Below are 18,075 nucleotides of genomic sequence, written 5' to 3'. Positions count from 1 at the left end.
TCTTTGTTATCTTTGTTGGAATGAAAAATGTTATTTTCGGAATATTGGTCGTATTTTTTGCACTTCTAAGCTGTAGAGGTGACGAAGATGATATTCAAAAAATAGATCAGATATTAAATATTTACATGAAAAATAGTTCTGGGAGGGACTTATTTCATAAAAAGAAAGACAGCACTTTCTATACCTATTCGCTGAATGATGATCTTGCGGATACAGATATTGCTTCCGTAACCAGTTCATTAAAAGCGACTTCCGATTCTCTTTTTTATATTGAATATATTGCAGGCGCAAAAAGAATAGGACTGGACACTTTGGATCCAGATAATAAAACCTATCATTCGGTTATTACTGTTTCGCTAAGAAAAGCGATAAATAATGTACCAATAGATACGATTCAGGAAAAATTGGAGATTCAGTACCGCCGAACTCCCACAGTTTTTGAAGTATCCAAAGTATATTATAATGACACCTTAAGGTTTACAAAACAACCTGGAGGGCCAAACGTAGTTACAATCGTAAAATAATTTTTAAATTTGCACAACTGTTAGATAATTTATGTCTAACATTCTAATAACTAACATCTAAATACAATGTTACAAGTCAATTTTTTGCGCGACAATAAAGAACGCGTTTTAGAAGGTCTGAAAAAAAGACAATTCAAAAATCTTGAGTTGGTAGATGATGCTATTGCTACTGACGACGAAAGAAAAAAAATCCAATTTGAATTAGATTCTCAACTTTCCGAAATCAACAAGATCTCCAAGGAGATTGGACTGTTGATGAAAGAAGGTAAAAAAGAAGAAGCAGAATCTGCAAAATCTAAAACAGCACAATACAAAGAGTCGAGCTCAGAATTGAAATCTCAGTTAGAAATCAAAGAAAAAGCTTTATTAGATATTTTATACCAGCTTCCGAACATTCCGAATGAATTAGTAAAAAGTGGAGCATCTGCGGACGATAACGAAATTATTTATCAGTCTCATGATGTAGAAGGTCTTGGTGAAGGAGCAATTCCTCACTGGGAACTGGCTAAAAAATATAATTTGATTGATTTTGAATTAGGAGTAAAAATTGCTGGTGCCGGTTTCCCTGTTTATTTAGGAAAAGGAGCGAGATTGCAGAGAGCTTTGGTTCAATATTTCTTAGATAAAAATGTTGAGAAAGGATATATGGAAGTAAACCCTCCTCACGTTGTGAACGAAGCTTCAGGATATGGAACAGGTCAGTTGCCGGATAAGGAAGGGCAGATGTATTATATTCAAGCAGATGATTTATATTTAATTCCAACGGCGGAGGTTCCGGTTACGAATTTATATCGTGATGTTTTGTTGGAGGAAAAAGATCTTCCGATTAAAAATACGGCATTTTCTCAATGTTACAGAAGAGAAGCGGGAAGTTATGGAGCTCACGTAAGAGGGTTAAACCGTCTTCACCAATTCGAAAAAGTAGAAATTGTAAGACTTGAAAAACCTGAAAATTCTTACGCTGTTTTGGAAGAAATGGTTGAGCATATCAAAGAGATCTTAACTGATCTTGAACTTCCTTACAGAGTTTTGAGACTTTGTGGTGGAGATACAGGTTTTGCTTCTGCAATGACTTACGATTTCGAAGTTTGGAGTGCTGCTCAGGAAATGTGGTTAGAAGTAAGTTCAGTTTCTAACTTTGAAACTTTCCAGGCAAATCGTTTGAAGTGCCGTTACAAAACGGATGGTAAATCTCAATTGGTTCATACTTTAAACGGTTCTGCAATGGCTTTACCAAGAATTATGGCTGCTTTGCTTGAGAATAACCAGACAGAAGATGGAATTAAGCTTCCTAAAAAGGTTGCTGAATATGCAAGATTTGATGTAATTAATTAAGCTGAAAAAAGTTTAAACTAAAATAAAAAACCACCGAAATTTTCGGTGGTTTTGTTTTATTCGGTAACGATGATTATTTTTTTGTCTGCATTTTTAAGTGTTGCATCTTTATCAAACATCGATTTTATATCATATTCTATTTTCACAGAATGGTCGTCAACTTGTTTTAGCCAATCGTGTTTTCCGGTTATGGATTTTATTTTGCCTTCAAATTTTAATGCAGTTTCAATTTTTTTGAAAAACATCATCATCATTCCTTCGGTTTTTCCATCGTCTCCGGCTTCAGATTGTCCGTCGGGAGATTGTTTTGATAAGGCTTCCTTAAGGCTTTTTAGATTGAAATTATTAGTATCAATCGTCAGCGTTTTACCGTCCCAAAGGTTATAAATATTTTGCTCTAAAGGAAGTGTTTCCTGTTTTGTGAAGTTATTTAAAGCTTTATAATCAGTTTGAGTAAAATGATCTAATTTTAATGAAAAACCAACTGGATCATTATTTTCTTTGGAAGATTTCATGAAAATTTTCTTCATGATTCTTAAAGAATCGGGATCTTTTGTAGTCTTTCCCTCCTTTTTTTCCAATTCATAAATGCTGTTCCAAGTTGTAGGAAGTTTATCCATATCTCCAAACTCTTTTTTGTTTTGTAGAGAATCGGGAGTCATGGCTTTCATTTCTTTCATGAATTCCTTCATATCAATATCAGTCAGCATGGTTGATGCTGCGTCTTTGTGATAAACAATTTCAGAATTAATCACGCAGGATTGCAGCACAAAAAGGCTGATTAAAAGTAAAAGTAGAGTTTTTTTCATGGTTTTAGTTATGGTTAATGACAATTGACTGTACTGTGCTGATGAGTGTTGTGATCTCCCGGTAAATGGCAATCTCCTTGATTATCTTTAGAAATGGTCATTGCCTCAGCTCTTGGAGAAATGTAAGGAATTCCGAGTTCCAGACCTCTTACGATAAATAATCCTCCTAAAACGATCATCACTACAGGAATTACTTTTAAAACTTTTACTCTAAAAGCCTGATTCATCAAGTTTCCGACAAGAACTACCGCAAACATGAATGGAAGTGTTCCGAATCCAAATAAAGCCATATATGCAGCTCCCTGCCATATTCCTCCGCTTGCTAAACTTGCCGTTAAAGCCATGTAAACCATTCCGCAAGGTAAAAATCCGTTAAGAATACCTGTTGTAAATCTTGAACGGTAATCTGCTTTTTGAAGAAGCCTTCCTAAATTGGATTTAACTTTAAATAAAAATTTAGAAAAGAAAGGAATTTTCGAAGCAAAATCTTTTCCTCCAAAAGAAAATACTGCCATTATAATCAATAAGATTCCGACAGCTATTGTTAAATATTTTTGAAAACCCGCCATCTCAAAACCTTGTCCAATAATTCCTAAAACCGCTCCCAAAAGTGCATAAGTAGAAATTCTTCCGAATTGATACGTTAGATTTTGAAGATAATAATTGGTAGCCTGTTTTTTTGTCAATCCCATCGATAAGGCAATAGGTCCGCACATTCCGATACAGTGAAATCCGGAAGCAAAACCCAAGCCGATAGCCGATAAAATAAGTGCTATTTCCATATCACATCATAATCCATTCTGTAGTCTGTTTTATCTTTCGTCCACATCAATCTCAGCGTATAATTTCCTGGTTTTAATACTTTTCCCGGAATTAGAATAGATTGATTTGCATCCAGCTGTTCAGATTTTTTGATATCTAAATTCTGGTCATCGGTTCTGTTTAAAACAAATTTTACCGTTGTATTAGAATTATCATATCCTTTAGGAAAGATTACTTTAATTCCGTTTGTATCTTGTTTGTATGTAGGTTTTTCCTGTAAGTCGTCTGCTTTTTTCTTAGCATCAATTACATCTTGGTATTTTAATTCTTCTTCATAATAATTATCGGTTACCATTTCAGAGTTTTTCTGCCCGTTCGGGAAAAGAAATAACATCGATAAAATAAAAACTATGAATGCAAATAATGCAATTACAACACCGTGTCCCCAACTAAAGTTTTTCATTATGTAAATTTTATTATTTTCTAAAGGTCATCTAAAATTAAGTTCCATTTTGGGTTTTATATTTCCAAATCAGGACAATTTCATTGCTAAAATTTAAAACTGTAATTTAAATGGTCCTTCAAAATAGGTTTGATAAGAATCGATCAATTTTCCTTTCATATCATACACTCCGATCGAGATGTTTTGTTTTGAAAGTTTCATATCATCCTCAGGGAAGCTGATATTGATGGTTCCTTTTGACATTTTATCTCTGTCTACAGTAATTTTGCTTGATGCGCTGTAGATGATTTCACCATGTTTTGGCTCGATTACTTTTATCGTTACAACCTTCTTTTCGTTTGTTTTGTTTAAGAAAGTATAATTGTAGGTGTTGGTAATTTTTCCGTCTCTTACAAAGAATGTGCTTCCTGCAGGTTTGATGAACTTAGCTTCCATTTCTCCACGGTTGTAAAGTAAAAATCCTAAGAACCCGACCAATAAAGCAAGAACGACCGCAAAACCTTTCATTCTTCCTGTGAACTTAAATTCAGTTCCTTGCTCAATTTCGTTTTCAGAAGCATATCTGATCAATCCTTTTGGAAGACCTACTTTCTCCATTACTTCATCGCAAGCATCGATACATGCAGTACAGTTGATACATTCCAACTGCTGTCCGTCTCTGATGTCGATTCCTGTAGGACAAACCACTACACATTGATGACAGTCGATACAATCTCCTTTTCCTGCAGCTTTTCTGTCTTCAGCTTTTCTCCATTTTGATCTATTTTCCCCACGATTAAAATCATAGAAAACATTGATGGTATCTTTATCAATTAAAACTCCCTGCAACCTTCCGTATGGACAAACCAATGTACAAACCTGCTCTCTGAACCACGCAAATACAAAGTAAAATGCTGCAGTAAACAGAACCATGACAATAAAATTGGTAGGATGTGCAAATGGCCCTTCTGAAATAATTTTAAATATCTCCTGATATCCAACAATATACATCAGCATAAAGTGAGTGATGATCAAGGATATGATCATATAAACTGTCCATTTTAAGCTTCTTTTCCAGATCTTTTCGCTGTTCCACTCTTGTCTGTCCAGTCTCATTTGGCTGTTTCGGTCACCTTCAATAAGATATTCAATTTTACGGAAAATCGATTCCATAAAAATTGTCTGAGGGCAAATCCACCCGCAGAAAATTCTTCCGAACGCAATCGTAAAAATGATGATAAATATTAAAGAGGCTATGGCACCTAAAGTAAGAATGAAAAAGTCTTGTGGATAGAAAGGCTGTCCAATGATGTAAAACTCCCTATCAATAACGTTGAACAAAAAGAATGGGTTGCCATTGATCTTGATGAATGGCACTGCAAAATAAATAACCAATAGGGTATAGCTTACAATATCTCTATAGTTGGTAAATTTACCTTTAGGCTTTCTCGGAAATACCCATTTTCTTTTTCCGGATCGCTCCATTGTCCCTATAGAATCTCTGTAAGTCTCAGGGTCCAGAACCTGTCCCTGTCCGCCACGTACTTCTGTTTCTTCTATTTCTGACATTTTTGTAATGTGTTTAAAAAAAGAAAAACATAATTCGTTACTATTTTTTAATCTAATAACAAATTATGTTTTTTCATATGTTTTAAAATTTAATTTTAAATTATTCTTTTTCCCAATGAGCTTCTGTTCCCTGAGGAGCGGCTCCACCCTGAGCTGGTGTCACTGGCGGTTGCTCTTGATTGATGTGATATACATACGCTGCAATCTTTTCAATCTCAGCTCCGGAAACTTCACCGTTTTTACCGAATGCTCTCATCGCAGGGTTAGTAGGAGAACCATTCCAGTCCATATGGAAAACGTTTTTGAATAATGTTTTCTCTGGCTGGTTGATCCAGTAGTTATCCGTCAAGTTTGGACCGATACCACCACTACCATCTTCCTTGTGACATGATGCACAGTTGGTTTTGAAAAGTTCTTTACCATCTGCAATATTATCAGCAGAATATTTTGCTGTTTCAATAGTTACAGGAGGCTGACTTTTTTCGTATTCTGCAATACTTGCAATCTGCTCTTTATATTCTTTCTCGTACTCACTTAATGGGTGAGCGAAATCTGTGAAAGAGAATGCGCATATATAAACAATACAAAAAGCAGTCCCAAAATAGAATAAACCTACCCACCATTTTGGTAATTGGTTATCCAATTCCATGATTCCGTCGAAACCGTGGTCAATAAGGATATCTTTTTCTTCTGTAGCAGATTGTTTTTTGAATGCACTTTCATACATTCTCTTTAAGAAAGGAACTTTCTTTTCTGCTAAATATGCTGCTTTTTCTTCTGCAGATAATTTTTTGAATTTATTATTTTCAATTAAATCTCCGATCGAACTGTGGATATAAGCCAAAATAGCACCTATCACAACAGTACCCCAGAAATATGGTGAAGCTAAAAACGTGTAGCTCTGTACAAACAAATAATAAAAAACTATTAGAAGTCCAATTATTATTAAAATGTTTACAACAACCGGTGTCCTTTGTTTCATAATAAATAGTTTAATTTTTTAAATTAAAATCGTCTCCATCATCCCCCAGTGGAGCTTCTTCTTCTTCCTTATAATATTTTTTAGGTCTGCTAAAAACATATATGATTAAGGCTACGAAGAACATCATAAAGAATATCAGTGCCAATGTTTGATACAAGCCTGCATTTTCGGTATTGGATAATATATCTTTAAAGTTCTGAGGAATCATTTTTGAAGCTTTTAATGTTTAGTTATTACTTGCTGTTTTTATTTCCGTTGTTTTGATATCTGTTCCTAATCTTTGTAGGTAAGAGATAAGAGCTACAATCTCTTTTTTCTCTAATTCTCCTTTAGGTCTCTTAGCATAAGCTTCTTTTAAGTCGGCTGCTTCAGAGAAGATATCTTTTACAATTTTCGAAGCCTGGTTGTCTGCCCATGCATTAGCAGAATCTATCTGAGGTTTTGTATATGGTACATCGAAAGTATTTTTCATTAGTAACATTTTATCAACCATTTTAGATCTGTCTAAGTTTGTTGCAATTAACCAAGGGTAACGAGGCATGATAGAACCTGCAGATGTAGATCTTGGGTTATACATGTGTTTGTAGTGCCAAGAACTTGGGTTTTTACCTCCTTCTCTATGTAAATCTGGTCCTGTTCTTTTTGATCCCCATAAGAATGGTCTGTCATATACGAACTCTCCAGCTTTTGAATACTGTCCGTTTTTACCGTTGAATCTTGTGATCTCATCTCTGAATGGTCTTACCATCTGAGAGTGACAAGCATTACATCCTTCACGGATATAAAGATCTCTACCTTCCAATTCAAGTGGTGAATATGGTTTTACTGCTGAAATCGTTGGTACACTTTTCTTAAGAGATAGTGTTGGGATGATTTCCACAGAACTTCCGATAGATATTGTTAAGAAAGATAAGATTCCTAATAATACTGGAGTTCTTTCTAACCAAAGGTGAGTACCTTCTCCTTCTTTTCTGTTTTTTCCGATGTTTGCCAAAGCAGGTGCTTCTGCAGGAACTTCTTTTTGGAATGATCCTTTTCTTACAGTAGCTACAACGTTAACGATCATTAAGATGGCTCCAGAGATGTAGAATAATCCTCCTACGAATCTCATTTTGAAGTAAGGAATGATCGCTGTTACTGTATCCAACCAGTTTTTATACATCAAAGTTCCGTCCGGATTAAATTGTTTCCACATTAATCCTTGAGTAAATCCTGAGATATACATTGGTACAGCATAGAAAATGATTCCTAATGTACCTAACCAGAAGTGCCAGTTAGCTAATTTTACTGAGTATATTTTTGTTCTCCACAAGATTGGTACTAAATAATAGATAACCCCGAATGCCATGAAACCATTCCATCCAAGAGCTCCTAAGTGTACGTGACCGATAACCCAGTCTGTAAAGTGACCAATTTTGTTGATGTTTTTTGTTGCTAAAAGCGGTCCTTCAAATGTTGCCATACCATAACAAGTAACTGCAACTACGAAGAATTTCAAGATAGGATTTTCTCTTACCTTATCCCAAGCTCCTCTTAATGTAAGAAGCCCGTTCAGCATTCCTCCCCAAGATGGTGCAATAAGCATGATTGAGAAACCTGTTCCCACTGCCTGAGCCCAAGCCGGAAGTGCTGTATACTGAAGGTGGTGAGGACCAGCCCAGATATATACGAAAATTAATGACCAGAAGTGAATAATAGACAGTTTGTATGAGAAAACCGGTCTGTCAGCAGCTTTTGGTAAGAAGTAATACATCAAACCTAAAACCGGAGTTGTCAATACGAATGCTACTGCATTGTGACCATACCACCATTGTACGATAGCATCTTTTACCCCAGCATATGCTGAATAAGATTTCCAACCTGTGAAAGATAATGGAACTTCTAAGTTGTTAAAAATGTGAAGCATTGCCACTGCGATCCAAGTACCGATATAGAACCAGATGGCTACATAAAGGTGTCTTACTCTTCTCTTCGCAATTGTTAAGAACATGTTTGCTCCGAAAATGATCCATGAGAATGCAATTAATATGTCAATTGGCCATTCATGTTCTGCGTACTCTTTAGAGGTATTGATCCCCATAAAGAAAGTAACGAACGTAGCAACAATCATAAATTGCCAAGTCCAGAAATGTAACCAAGACAATGTATCGCTGTACATTCTTGTTTTTAATAGTCTTTGTAATGAGTAATAAATACCGGTATAAACGATATTACATACGAATGCAAAGATTACGGTGTTGGTGTGCAACATCCTGATTCTACCAAAACCAAACGCCCCATGTGTGTTTATTAAGCCTTGGATGTTACCACTCTTCAAACTCTGAATCGTAGTATCATCTGTTCCGAATAAAAATTCAGGAAGTTCCGGGTAGAAAAGCATTAACGCTGCCGTAAGCCCAAACAAGAACCCAATAAGCCCAAAAACTATGGTCGCGTAAAGGAATGCCCGAACAATACTGTTGTCATAACTAAACTTTTGTGTCTCCATATCAACTATTCACTTTTTTCTTCAATTTTATTATTTTCTCCTATTTCTTTCTTGTTGGGTTTATTGCCATCATCTTCTTTTTCCTTGATTTCGCCTGAGTCAAAGAGGATTCGCACTGCCGGAGACTCATCATCTTCGAACTGTCCTTTCCTTGCATTGACTATAAAAACGACCAAGAAAATTGCAGCCAAAGAAACACTGCAGAGGATCATTAAATATAGAATATCCATTTGACAACAAAATTAACCTATTTTCAGGGCTCAAATTTAGTGAAAAATAATGATATTAATCACGAAATAGCCACACTTGCTAATTTAAAATCAGTCTAAATAAGGGCTTTTAAGCGTGTTTTTTGAAATACTTTCTTCCAAGTATCCATGTTGAAACGGTTGTAAATGTAACTACAGTGATAGAGCTTGCAGGCATTATCAGTGCTGCAAAAAGCGGATGCATGTGACCTGTAACGGCATAGCTTAATCCAACAATATTGTATAGAAAACTAATTATGAATGTCATTTTTACAATAGTGATCGAGCCTTTACAAACGTTTAAGTAGTTGTCAAGAGTAACGACTTTATCTCCGTTCATAATAACATCTGAAGACGGAGTAAAGCTATTGGTGTCATCGGCAATTGCGATTCCTACATTGCTTTGTTTAAGGGCTCCGGCATCATTTAAGCCGTCTCCAAGCATGGCAACTTTTAAGTTTTTGTCTTGAAGATTTTTGATATAATTAAGTTTGTCTTCCGGACTTTGATTGAAAGCCATGGACTGACAATTTGGAATTAATTCTTTTAACTGATTTTCTTCTGAAGAGTTGTCTCCACTCAGAATATAAATTTTATAGTTCGTTAGTTTTTTAAATAAGTCTTTAAGTTTGGCACGATACTCATTTTTAAAGATAAATTTTCCTAAAAACACATCATTTTTACTGATGTAAACTGCAGTTTCAAGATTTTTAGACTCTTGATTATTGTATCGCGCAGAACCAATTTTATAAATATTCCCTCTTACATTAGCTTCGTAACCTTTTCCTGAGATCTCCTGAAAACCTTCAACAGGGAAATATTCATCCTTAGATTCAATGAATTCATATAAAGATTTTGAAAGCGGATGGTTTGAGTTTTTTAATAAAGTTTTGATATTTAATAAATCAAATTCCTGAATTTCAGGACCATCATATTTAATATTTGATTTTTTTCTGTGCGTGATTGTTCCAGTTTTATCAAAAACAATCGTATTGATCTTCGCAATTTTTTCGATCGTTAAAGTATCTTTTACATAGAATTTATTTCTACCTAAAATCCTCATAATGTGCCCGAAAGTAAACGGAGCGGACAAAGCAAGTGCACACGGACAAGCAATAATCAAAATTGCGGAAACAACTTGGAACATTGTATTTAAATCAATAAAATACCAATACGTTCCTGCAACTAAAGCGATACCTAAAATAATGAATGTGAAATATTTACTAACGTTGTTTGTCAGCGTGTCAAGTCCTGTTTCGTGCTTTTTAAAAGCTTCTTTATTCCAAAGTTGAGTTAAATAACTTTGATCAACATTTTTGATAACTTCTAATTCCAAAGAAGATCCAACTTGTTTTCCTCCCGCGAAAATTTTATCTCCGGGTTGTTTGCTGATACTTTCGCTTTCTCCGGTAATAAAACTGTTGTCAATATTTCCTTCTCCGTTGATCAAAATTCCGTCAACAGGAATGATTTCCTGATTTCTAACTAAAATTCTATCACCAACTTTTATTTCAGACAATAAAATATTATCCTGTTTTCCTTCAAAATCAACTTTCGTTACGGCAATCGGATAGAAAGATTTGTAATCTCTATCATAGGAAAGGGCACTGTACGTCCTTTTTTGGAAGATTTTACCGAGCAGCATGAAGAATAAAAGTCCACAAAGCGTATCGAAATATCCTGGGCCATAATCTGTTACCACTTCATAAATACTTCTTCCGTATAGAACAAAAATTCCTAAAACAATCGGAACGTCAATGTTGACGATCTTATTTTTTAATCCATACCAAGCAGATTTATAATAGTCTGATGCAGAGTAAAATACAACTGGTGTTGCTAAAAGGAATATCAAGGTTCTGAATAAACCTTTATAATGCTCCATCCAATAATCTTCGCCTCCAATATATTCAGGAAAGGCGAGGAACATTCCGTTACCAAAAGCAAAGGCAGCAATGGCAAATTTTACCAATAAAGATTTGTCAAGATGATCTTCGTTTTTATCAGCCGTTTCAAGGCTGATAACCGGTTTGTATCCAAGATTGGTTAAAAACTTAGCTAGTTCGCTTAATTTTAGATCGTTATGGTTGAATGAAACCTGCAAGGTCTTCCTTGTAAAATTAACCTGAGAATATTTAATATTTTCATTTAATGTATGAAGACTTTCCAATAGCCAAATACAAGAAGAACAATGTATTACAGGAACTTTGAATGTGATCAAACTGGTATTTCCTTCCGAAAAATCTGTTACTTTATCAAAGATTTCCGGAGTATCTAAATAATCAAATTGGGAAGAATTCTCATCACTTGGACGAATTCCCGCCGTTTTATTTAATTCGTAAAAATTACTTAAATTATTGGTATTCAGAATTTCGTAGACAGATTTACAACCGTTGCAACAGAAGATCCTTTCATCAAAAAGAATTCTTTCCTTTTCTATACCTTGTCCGCAATGAAAACAGTTCTCGCTCACCTCCATAAATTATTGACTTACAAAATTATAACATTTTTTTTTGTTTATCGTTTTAAAATGTGCTATTTTTGTGATAAATGTCATATAAAATGTCGCAGGAACAACAGATTGCAATTGAAGAGAGGTTCGCCAGAGTTTTTAATGATAAATCATTCAAGGAAAGACTTACTAGTGTAGATTTTGAGAAGTATATCAACGCCAAAAAGAGGTTGAGTTTTCAAAAGCACGATACCATTTTCGAAGACGGAGAAACTCCAAAAGGAGTGTACTTTTTAGAAAAAGGTGCCGCTAAGCTATCCAAATCGGGAGCTTTCGGGAAAGACCAGATTTTGAGATTTATTAAAGAAGGCGATATCATCGGCTACCGATCTTTGCTTTGTGGAGAAAATTTTCAAGCCAAAGCAGAAGCAATGACAGATATTGAGTGTATTTTTCTTCCTGCCGAAGTTTTTATGTATCTTCTGGAGGTAGATCCTCAATTGTCTTTCGTAATGCTTCAAAAAATTTCTTACGAATTAGGAGAATCTTCTAATACCATTACTTTCTTAGCGCAGAAAACGGTAAGAGAGAGATTGGCTGAAATTCTGATTCTATTGGAACAGAAATTAGGTGTTGATCCTGAAGGGTTTATTAAGATTTCTTTGACGAGAGAAGAAATAGCAAACATTATTGGAACCGCTACTGAAAGCGCGATCCGTCTCATCTCTGAATTTAAAGGAGACAGTCTCATCGAAGTAGATGGAAGAAATATCAAAATTCTGAATCACGATAAATTAATGAAACTAGGACACGTAGTTTTATAAATCATACCAAAAAACTTAAGTCGGCGAAAGCCGACTTTTTAACTTTTAAAAAATAGATAAATTATGTCTGTTCACTCTGAAATTAAAAAAGTTACGACTGAAACCTTGCGTAAAATGAAATTCGACAAGGAGAAAATAACGATGCTTACTGCATATGATTTTACCACTGCTAAAATGGTAGATGCAGGCGGAATTGATGCTGTTTTGATAGGAGATTCTGCGGCAAATGTAATGGCGGGTTTTGAAACGACGTTGCCGATTACTTTAGATCAGATGATTTATCATGCTCAAAGTGTTGTTCGTGGAACAAACAGAGCGTTGGTGGTGGCAGATTTACCTTTCGGAACCTATCAGAGTAACCCTGAAAAAGCATTGGAATCTGCGGTGAGAATGATGAAAGAGGGTGGTGCTCATGCGGTGAAAATTGAAGGAGGAAAAGAGATTTCAAAATCTATCAAAAAAATTATCAACGCAGGGATTCCTGTGATGGGACATTTAGGGTTGACGCCTCAGTCAATTTATAAATTCGGAACCTATAAAGTAAGAGCTAAAGATGAAGCAGAAGCAGAGAAGTTAATTGCTGATGCGCAACTTTTAGAGGAATTAGGATGTTTTGCTATTGTTTTAGAGAAAATCCCGGCTGATTTGGCTAAGAAAGTAAGCGAAAGCATTACAATTCCAACAATCGGAATCGGAGCTGGACCAGATTGTGACGGACAAGTTTTGGTATATCACGATATGGTTGGAATGAACCAGGGTTTTAGTCCAAAATTCTTAAGAAGATACCTTGATCTTTACACTGAAATTACAGGAGCGGTTGCTCAATATGTAAAAGACGTAAAAAACGTGGATTTCCCTAACGAAACAGAAAGTTATTAATGAATCAAAATCTTCAAACTGCTCAGGGAGCGATTTCAATTTTGGCCGTTGTTTGTCTTGCAATCGGATGGTTCAATTTATTTTCTCCTGAAGTTAACGCAATTCTTTCCAAAAGAATATTTTATATCGTTGTTGGTATAAGCTTTATTTTGCAGGCTCCATTATTGGTGAACAGAAATTTTGTTTATCCGATGTATATTGCCGCAGCACTTTGTATCATTGGTGCTTTTCTACCTTACGATTCTAGAGTTTCTGGAATGAAGACTTTGGGACTTTTAGCTGGAGTTATTATTTCGTTTTCCAACAGACCAAATTTCCGCAAATAATACATGGAGGAGCAGATTGTATATGAAGACAACCATCTTTTGGTTATTAATAAAAAAGTCGGACAGCTTGTACAGGGCGACAAAACCGGCGATGAATCTTTATTAGACTCAATCAAAAATTTTATAAAAATAAGAGATGCTAAACCGGGAAATGTTTTTCTCGGTTTGGTTCATCGTATCGACAGACCGACTTCGGGTTTGGTAATTTATGCTAAAACTTCCAAAGCGCTTTCCCGTTTAACGCAAATGGTTAAAAACAGGGAAGTCAAAAAAACGTATTGGGCGGTTGTTGCTAAAGAAATGATTCCACAAAGTCAGCGTTTGGTTCATTATTTACAGAAAAACGAAAAAAATAATAAAGCCATTGTCTTCACAAAAGTAACGGACGGAGCAAAAGAAGCAATTCTTACTTACAATGTTATTAAAAAGTTAGATAATTATCTTTTGCTTGAAATTGATCTTGAAACAGGAAGACATCATCAAATCAGAGCTCAATTATCTAAAAATGGAGTTCCTATTAAAGGCGATCTAAAATATGGCGCACCTCGCTCCAATCCTGATGGCGGAATAAATCTTCACGCCAGAAAACTAGAATTTATTCATCCTGTTACCAAAGAAAATATTGAAATTATAGCTCCTGTTCCGCAGAATGATGCGATTTGGAGAGCATGTGAGGAGTAAATTTCAAACATAGAAAGGAAATTAGAAGATGGAAGCTGGAATTGATTCGGTTTCCATTTTTTATTTAAATTCAAAAAATGTTTTCTTAGTGTTAAAACTTCCTACTTCCACCATCCCGCTTCCATCTTCATTAAAAATTTTGCGTATTTCAAAAAAATAACTACCTTCGTCCTATACTTTAGGGGTGTCTGTTGACAAACAGACTGAGACTTTACCCTTTGAACCTGATCTGGATCATACCAGCGTAGGGAAAAGTGAGATGACTTTTTGTTGTGCTTTCTATGCACAATTATGGCCATTCCTAAAGTGAAATGTTTAATTAAAACTTTGGAATGGAACTCACAATCAACCACACCCGAAAAACTTTTGCTGAACTTCCCGAAAATCTGGAAGCGCTTTTAGCTATGGAAATTCCTGGAAAAAAGAAAGGTATTGCCGTAGCTCTCAACAATCGTATCATTCCGCAGTCCGCCTGGCTGGAAACATTTCTCAAAGACAACGATTCTATTTTAATCATTACTGCTACTCAAGGCGGTTAATTCTCATAAATACCCAATTATTTTATGGCTCATAAAATCACACGTTCGCCGTTTCCGAACTCAAAGAAAATTTACGTTGAAGGGAAAATTCACCCGATTAATGTAGCAATGCGAGAAATACACTTAAGTCCTACGAAACTAACCAACGGGACTTTAGAAGAAAATCCTCCGGTTACTATTTACGATACCTCCGGACCTTATACCGATGAAAGTTCTGAAATTAATATTGAAAAAGGTCTTCCGAGAATCAGAGAACAATGGATTTTGGATCGTGAAGATGTTGATGTTTTGGATAATATCACTTCAGAATACGGGAAAAAACGTTTGGCTGATCCAAAATTGACTGACTTACGATTTTCTTACAATCACAAACCAAAAGTTGCCAAAGAAGGAAAAGAAGTTACCCAATTGTATTATGCAAGACAGGGAATTATTACTCCGGAAATGGAATATATCGCTATCAGAGAAAATCAGCGCATCGAGCAATTGGAAACTGTTTCAAAAGATATGGCTTTTCAACATCCGGGAAATAGCTTTGGAGCAAGAACGCCGAAAAGCAAAATTACTCCAGAGTTTGTAAGAGAAGAAATTGCGGCAGGAAGAGCAATAATTCCCAACAATATCAATCACCCAGAAAGTGAACCGATGATTATCGGAAGAAATTTCTTGGTTAAAATTAATGCTAATATTGGAAACAGTGCCGTTTCATCGAGTATTGACGAAGAAGTTGAAAAGGCGGTTTGGGCCTGTAGATGGGGCGCTGATACGATTATGGATTTATCTACAGGAAAAAACATTCACGAAACGAGAGAGTGGATCATCAGAAATAGTCCGGTTCCGATTGGTACGGTTCCAATTTATCAGGCATTAGAAAAAGTAAAAGGAGTTCCTGAAGATCTGACTTGGGAAATTTTTAAAGATACTTTAATAGAGCAGGCAGAGCAGGGTGTTTCTTACTTTACGATTCATGCTGGCGTTTTGTTGAGATATATTCATTTAACAGCCAACCGAGTAACAGGAATTGTTTCCAGAGGCGGTTCCATCATGGCAAAATGGTGTCTGTATCATCACAAAGAAAGCTTTTTATACACTCATTTTGAAGAGATTTGTGAAATCATGAAAAAATATGATGTTGCATTTTCTTTAGGCGACGGTCTTCGTCCGGGTTCAATTGCAGATGCAAACGATGAAGCTCAATTTGCAGAATTAGAAACGTTGGGTGAACTCACAAAAATCGCGTGGAGACATAATGTTCAGGTGATGATTGAAGGTCCAGGGCACGTTCCGATGCACATGATCAAAGAAAATATGGAGAAGCAGCTGGAAGTATGTGATGAAGCTCCATTTTATACATTAGGCCCTTTGACGACAGATATTGCACCAGGTTATGACCACATTACTTCAGGAATTGGAGCGGCAATGATTGGCTGGTTTGGTTGCGCGATGTTATGTTATGTGACACCGAAAGAACATTTAGGACTTCCGAATAGAGAAGATGTAAAAGTTGGGGTGATCACTTATAAATTAGCTGCTCATGCTGCCGATTTGGCGAAAGGGCATCCAGGAGCACAATACAGAGATAATGCTTTAAGCAAAGCGAGGTTTGAATTCAGATGGGAAGATCAGTTTAATCTTTCGCTAGATCCTGAAACAGCAAGATCGTATCATGATGAAACATTGCCTGCAGACGGTGCAAAGATTGCCCATTTCTGTTCAATGTGCGGGCCTAAATTCTGCTCAATGAAAATCACACAGGAAATTCGTGAGTCTGCAGAAAAAGGAATGTTCGACAAATCCCAGGAATTTATCGAAAAAGGGAAAGAAATTTATATATGATCATTGTTATCACTCCCGAAGAAATGATGAAGAATGAAACTGAATTGATTAATGAATTATTTCAGGAGGGATTGGATTTACTTCACATCAGAAAACCTTTCATTAATTCAGAAGAAATGACGCATTTTATTAATCAGATAAATTCAGGATTTCATAGTAAGTTGGTTTTGCACAGTCATTATGATTTGGCGAAGAATTTTACTATTTCAAGATTCCATTTTAGAGAAATTGACAGGCAAAATGGTTTGTTTAAATCTTTTACAGATAAAATAATTTCAACGTCTGTTCATGATATTGAAATATTTAATGAATTAGGTGAAGAATGGGAATGCGCTTTTATCAGTCCGATTTTTCCAAGTATTTCTAAAAAAGGATATGGTAAAAACTCAACGATTTTGAATGATATTAAAAAACGAGATAATCCAAATGTAAAACTGATTGCTTTGGGAGGAATTAATGAAAAAAATATCAATAAAGTTTTTGAAAGTGGAGTAGACGGAGTGGCTTTATTAGGTGCAATCTGGGAAAGTGATGAACCTTTAAATGTTTTCAAAAAATGCAGACAGAACGTCCTTTCGTAATGAGCATTGCAGGCTACGACCCAAGTGGTGGAGCCGGTTTGTTGGCAGATACTAAAACATTTGAACAATTGAAAGTTCAGGGTTTAGGAGTTTGTACAGCAATGACTTTACAGACGGAATCTCAATGCCTAAGCATGAACTGTCAGCCTTTGGAAGAAATTTTATCTGCAATTGAGGTTTTAATGAAAAACTATGATGTTCAGGTTGTTAAAATCGGAGTCGTTAAAGATGCGTGGATGCTTGCGGAAATAGTAACAACAATTAAATCTATTAATCCTAAAGCAAAAATAGTCTGGGATCCGGTTTTGAAAAGTACGTCTGAGTTTTCTTTTTTTGATTTGAGTACAATTCCTGAGTTGGAAAATGTGTTAAAACAAATTGATTTAATTACACCAAACTATAATGAATATAAGCTTTTACAGGAATTTAATCTTTTTAAAAATACGGAAAATTCATGTTCAATTTTAATAAAAGGAGGTCATCGAGAGGATAAGTTAGGCACCGATATTTTATTGGAGAATGGAAAAGAAATTTCAATTCATCCAATTGATGAAACTTCAGTTTTTTATCCAAAACATGGATCAGGCTGCGTGCTTTCTTCGGCTATTGCAAGCTATTTGGCTTTAGGGAGTAATTTGGAAGAAGCCTGCAAAAAAGGAAAATTATACATCGAAAAATTTTTAACAAGCAATCCCACTTTGCTAGGATTTCATTCTTAGTGTTTGATATTTAAAATTTGCGGTCTTTGCTAAGTAGAACGCCTTTGCGAACTTAAAAACAGTTAGTAGCTAAAAAAACCTT

The 18,075-nt window shown here is 35.4% G+C and carries 19 protein-coding genes and 1 riboswitch; of the genes, 10 read left to right on the top strand and 9 right to left on the bottom strand.

Translation table 11 applies throughout. From position 1 onward, the window contains the following. The first annotated feature begins 20 nt into the window (after window positions 1-20). Both AC1Q7L_RS06535 and serS read left to right on the top strand, forming a co-directional pair. Window positions 21-524: a hypothetical protein gene (locus AC1Q7L_RS06535; protein ID WP_492304786.1), complete on the top strand. Its 504-nt coding sequence runs from the start codon at window positions 21-23 to the stop codon at window positions 522-524. A 66-nt stretch (window positions 525-590) separates the two neighbouring features. After that, window positions 591-1,859, top strand: coding sequence for a serine--tRNA ligase (gene serS, locus AC1Q7L_RS06530; protein WP_492304785.1), 1,269 nt, complete (start codon window positions 591-593; stop codon window positions 1,857-1,859). Window positions 1,860-1,915: 56 nt separating this feature from the next. On the opposite strand, the gene AC1Q7L_RS06525 is transcribed toward serS, so the two are convergent. The 9 genes from AC1Q7L_RS06525 to AC1Q7L_RS06485 form a co-directional block, all read right to left on the bottom strand. Next, the gene (locus AC1Q7L_RS06525) at window positions 1,916-2,668 is read right to left on the bottom strand and encodes a hypothetical protein (RefSeq protein ID WP_492304784.1); all 753 of its coding nucleotides are present in this window, start codon (window positions 2,666-2,668) and stop codon (window positions 1,916-1,918) included. Window positions 2,669-2,682: 14 nt separating this feature from the next. After that, window positions 2,683-3,450, bottom strand: a complete 768-nt coding sequence (locus AC1Q7L_RS06520) for a sulfite exporter TauE/SafE family protein (protein WP_492304783.1) — start codon at window positions 3,448-3,450, stop codon at window positions 2,683-2,685. Beyond that, the gene (locus AC1Q7L_RS06515; protein WP_066754418.1) at window positions 3,441-3,893 is read right to left on the bottom strand and encodes a FixH family protein; all 453 of its coding nucleotides are present in this window, start codon (window positions 3,891-3,893) and stop codon (window positions 3,441-3,443) included. The genes AC1Q7L_RS06520 and AC1Q7L_RS06515 overlap by 10 nt, the downstream gene beginning before the upstream one ends. A gap of 93 nt (window positions 3,894-3,986) precedes the next feature. Then, entirely contained in the window at window positions 3,987-5,441 is a 1,455-nt protein-coding gene (gene ccoG, locus AC1Q7L_RS06510) for a cytochrome c oxidase accessory protein CcoG (protein WP_492304782.1), read from the bottom strand. A 100-nt stretch (window positions 5,442-5,541) separates the two neighbouring features. Then, window positions 5,542-6,423 carry a cbb3-type cytochrome c oxidase N-terminal domain-containing protein gene (locus tag AC1Q7L_RS06505; protein ID WP_492304781.1) on the bottom strand — a complete coding sequence of 294 codons (882 nt, stop codon included), beginning with the start codon at window positions 6,421-6,423 and terminating at the stop codon, window positions 5,542-5,544. Window positions 6,424-6,433: 10 nt separating this feature from the next. Further along, window positions 6,434-6,631, bottom strand: a complete 198-nt coding sequence (locus AC1Q7L_RS06500) for a cbb3-type cytochrome c oxidase subunit 3 (protein ID WP_066754426.1) — start codon at window positions 6,629-6,631, stop codon at window positions 6,434-6,436. 18 nt (window positions 6,632-6,649) lie between these two features. Beyond that, entirely contained in the window at window positions 6,650-8,911 is a 2,262-nt protein-coding gene (gene ccoN, locus AC1Q7L_RS06495) for a cytochrome-c oxidase, cbb3-type subunit I (RefSeq protein ID WP_492304780.1), read from the bottom strand. Between the two features lie 5 nt (window positions 8,912-8,916). After that, entirely contained in the window at window positions 8,917-9,141 is a 225-nt protein-coding gene (ccoS, locus tag AC1Q7L_RS06490) for a cbb3-type cytochrome oxidase assembly protein CcoS (RefSeq protein WP_066754428.1), read from the bottom strand. Between the two features lie 109 nt (window positions 9,142-9,250). Next, complete coding sequence (locus AC1Q7L_RS06485) at window positions 9,251-11,629, bottom strand: heavy metal translocating P-type ATPase (RefSeq protein WP_492304779.1); 2,379 nt, start codon at window positions 11,627-11,629, stop codon at window positions 9,251-9,253. 89 nt (window positions 11,630-11,718) lie between these two features. On the opposite strand from AC1Q7L_RS06485, the gene AC1Q7L_RS06480 reads away from it, so the two are divergent. The 8 genes from AC1Q7L_RS06480 (at window position 11,719) to AC1Q7L_RS06445 (ending at window position 17,993) form a co-directional block, all read left to right on the top strand. After that, complete coding sequence (locus AC1Q7L_RS06480; RefSeq protein WP_410692029.1) at window positions 11,719-12,432, top strand: Crp/Fnr family transcriptional regulator; 714 nt, start codon at window positions 11,719-11,721, stop codon at window positions 12,430-12,432. A gap of 63 nt (window positions 12,433-12,495) precedes the next feature. Beyond that, on the top strand, window positions 12,496-13,311 hold the full coding sequence (gene panB / locus AC1Q7L_RS06475; RefSeq protein ID WP_066754431.1) for a 3-methyl-2-oxobutanoate hydroxymethyltransferase: 816 nt from the start codon (window positions 12,496-12,498) through the stop codon (window positions 13,309-13,311). Beyond that, window positions 13,311-13,637, top strand: a complete 327-nt coding sequence (locus AC1Q7L_RS06470; protein WP_492304778.1) for a hypothetical protein — start codon at window positions 13,311-13,313, stop codon at window positions 13,635-13,637. The genes panB and AC1Q7L_RS06470 overlap by 1 nt, the downstream gene beginning before the upstream one ends. A 3-nt stretch (window positions 13,638-13,640) precedes the next feature. Then, complete coding sequence (locus AC1Q7L_RS06465; RefSeq protein ID WP_492304777.1) at window positions 13,641-14,318, top strand: RluA family pseudouridine synthase; 678 nt, start codon at window positions 13,641-13,643, stop codon at window positions 14,316-14,318. A 170-nt stretch (window positions 14,319-14,488) separates the two neighbouring features. Continuing rightward, a riboswitch (TPP riboswitch) is annotated at window positions 14,489-14,586 on the top strand. Between the two features lie 64 nt (window positions 14,587-14,650). Beyond that, window positions 14,651-14,857, top strand: a complete 207-nt coding sequence (thiS, locus tag AC1Q7L_RS06460; RefSeq protein WP_054512752.1) for a sulfur carrier protein ThiS — start codon at window positions 14,651-14,653, stop codon at window positions 14,855-14,857. 24 nt (window positions 14,858-14,881) lie between these two features. Then, window positions 14,882-16,693 (top strand): phosphomethylpyrimidine synthase ThiC, encoded by a 1,812-nt coding sequence (thiC, locus tag AC1Q7L_RS06455; protein WP_492304776.1) that lies wholly within the window; start codon window positions 14,882-14,884, stop codon window positions 16,691-16,693. Next, window positions 16,690-17,274 carry a thiamine phosphate synthase gene (locus AC1Q7L_RS06450; RefSeq protein WP_492304775.1) on the top strand — a complete coding sequence of 195 codons (585 nt, stop codon included), beginning with the start codon at window positions 16,690-16,692 and terminating at the stop codon, window positions 17,272-17,274. Before thiC ends, AC1Q7L_RS06450 begins: the two co-directional genes overlap by 4 nt. Then, entirely contained in the window at window positions 17,250-17,993 is a 744-nt protein-coding gene (locus AC1Q7L_RS06445; RefSeq protein ID WP_492304774.1) for a hydroxymethylpyrimidine/phosphomethylpyrimidine kinase, read from the top strand. Before AC1Q7L_RS06450 ends, AC1Q7L_RS06445 begins: the two co-directional genes overlap by 25 nt. Window positions 17,994-18,075 lie beyond the last annotated feature (82 nt).

Source organism: Chryseobacterium sp. GW823-FHT05E08 (assembly GCF_058795655.1).
This window is presented reverse-complemented; position numbering and strand designations above follow the sequence as displayed.

What these genes read in the sequence shown, in the direction of transcription:
- ccoS (WP_066754428.1), bottom strand. Translation starts at nt 9,141, where the DNA reads ATGGATATTCTATATTTAATGATCCTCTGCAGTGTTTCTTTGGCTGCA.
- panB (WP_066754431.1), top strand. Translation starts at nt 12,496, where the DNA reads ATGTCTGTTCACTCTGAAATTAAAAAAGTTACGACTGAAACCTTGCGT.
- ccoG (WP_492304782.1), bottom strand. Translation starts at nt 5,441, where the DNA reads ATGTCAGAAATAGAAGAAACAGAAGTACGTGGCGGACAGGGACAGGTT.
- AC1Q7L_RS06500 (WP_066754426.1), bottom strand. Translation starts at nt 6,631, where the DNA reads ATGATTCCTCAGAACTTTAAAGATATATTATCCAATACCGAAAATGCA.
- ccoN (WP_492304780.1), bottom strand. Translation starts at nt 8,911, where the DNA reads ATGGAGACACAAAAGTTTAGTTATGACAACAGTATTGTTCGGGCATTC.
- AC1Q7L_RS06445 (WP_492304774.1), top strand. Translation starts at nt 17,250, where the DNA reads ATGCAGACAGAACGTCCTTTCGTAATGAGCATTGCAGGCTACGACCCA.
- AC1Q7L_RS06520 (WP_492304783.1), bottom strand. Translation starts at nt 3,450, where the DNA reads ATGGAAATAGCACTTATTTTATCGGCTATCGGCTTGGGTTTTGCTTCC.
- thiS (WP_054512752.1), top strand. Translation starts at nt 14,651, where the DNA reads ATGGAACTCACAATCAACCACACCCGAAAAACTTTTGCTGAACTTCCC.
- AC1Q7L_RS06450 (WP_492304775.1), top strand. Translation starts at nt 16,690, where the DNA reads ATGATCATTGTTATCACTCCCGAAGAAATGATGAAGAATGAAACTGAA.
- serS (WP_492304785.1), top strand. Translation starts at nt 591, where the DNA reads ATGTTACAAGTCAATTTTTTGCGCGACAATAAAGAACGCGTTTTAGAA.
- AC1Q7L_RS06515 (WP_066754418.1), bottom strand. Translation starts at nt 3,893, where the DNA reads ATGAAAAACTTTAGTTGGGGACACGGTGTTGTAATTGCATTATTTGCA.
- AC1Q7L_RS06480 (WP_410692029.1), top strand. Translation starts at nt 11,719, where the DNA reads ATGTCGCAGGAACAACAGATTGCAATTGAAGAGAGGTTCGCCAGAGTT.
- AC1Q7L_RS06470 (WP_492304778.1), top strand. Translation starts at nt 13,311, where the DNA reads ATGAATCAAAATCTTCAAACTGCTCAGGGAGCGATTTCAATTTTGGCC.
- AC1Q7L_RS06465 (WP_492304777.1), top strand. Translation starts at nt 13,641, where the DNA reads ATGGAGGAGCAGATTGTATATGAAGACAACCATCTTTTGGTTATTAAT.
- thiC (WP_492304776.1), top strand. Translation starts at nt 14,882, where the DNA reads ATGGCTCATAAAATCACACGTTCGCCGTTTCCGAACTCAAAGAAAATT.
- AC1Q7L_RS06505 (WP_492304781.1), bottom strand. Translation starts at nt 6,423, where the DNA reads ATGAAACAAAGGACACCGGTTGTTGTAAACATTTTAATAATAATTGGA.
- AC1Q7L_RS06535 (WP_492304786.1), top strand. Translation starts at nt 21, where the DNA reads ATGAAAAATGTTATTTTCGGAATATTGGTCGTATTTTTTGCACTTCTA.
- AC1Q7L_RS06525 (WP_492304784.1), bottom strand. Translation starts at nt 2,668, where the DNA reads ATGAAAAAAACTCTACTTTTACTTTTAATCAGCCTTTTTGTGCTGCAA.